This window comes from Chryseobacterium sp. SIMBA_029, assembly GCF_046535275.1.
Lineage (GTDB): Bacteria > Bacteroidota > Bacteroidia > Flavobacteriales > Weeksellaceae > Chryseobacterium.
In genome coordinates, this window is the sequence record NZ_JAWRXA010000870.1 from 1 (window position 1) to 235 (window position 235).

A 235-nucleotide genomic window follows, 5' to 3' on the forward strand; every position below is an offset into this window, starting at 1 on the left:
CTGGTGCCAGAAACACGGCGTCCGCGTCATGGCCTATTCGCCGATCGAGCAGGGGCGCATCCTGCACAATCCGGGGCTGATCCGTATCGCCAAGGCCAATCAGGCGACAACGGCGCAGATCGCGCTTGCCTTCGTGCTGGAACGCGACGGCGTCATCGCCATCCCCAAGACATCGAGCGCCGAGCGCGCCGCCGAGAACCGCGACAGCGTCACGTTCGATCTCAGCGATGAGGAT

Annotated in this window: 1 protein-coding gene; it reads left to right on the forward strand. The window is 64.7% G+C overall.

From position 1 onward, the window contains the following. The coding region (locus SB679_RS26350; protein WP_410705387.1) for an aldo/keto reductase at positions 1–235 on the forward strand (235 nt) is incomplete at both ends.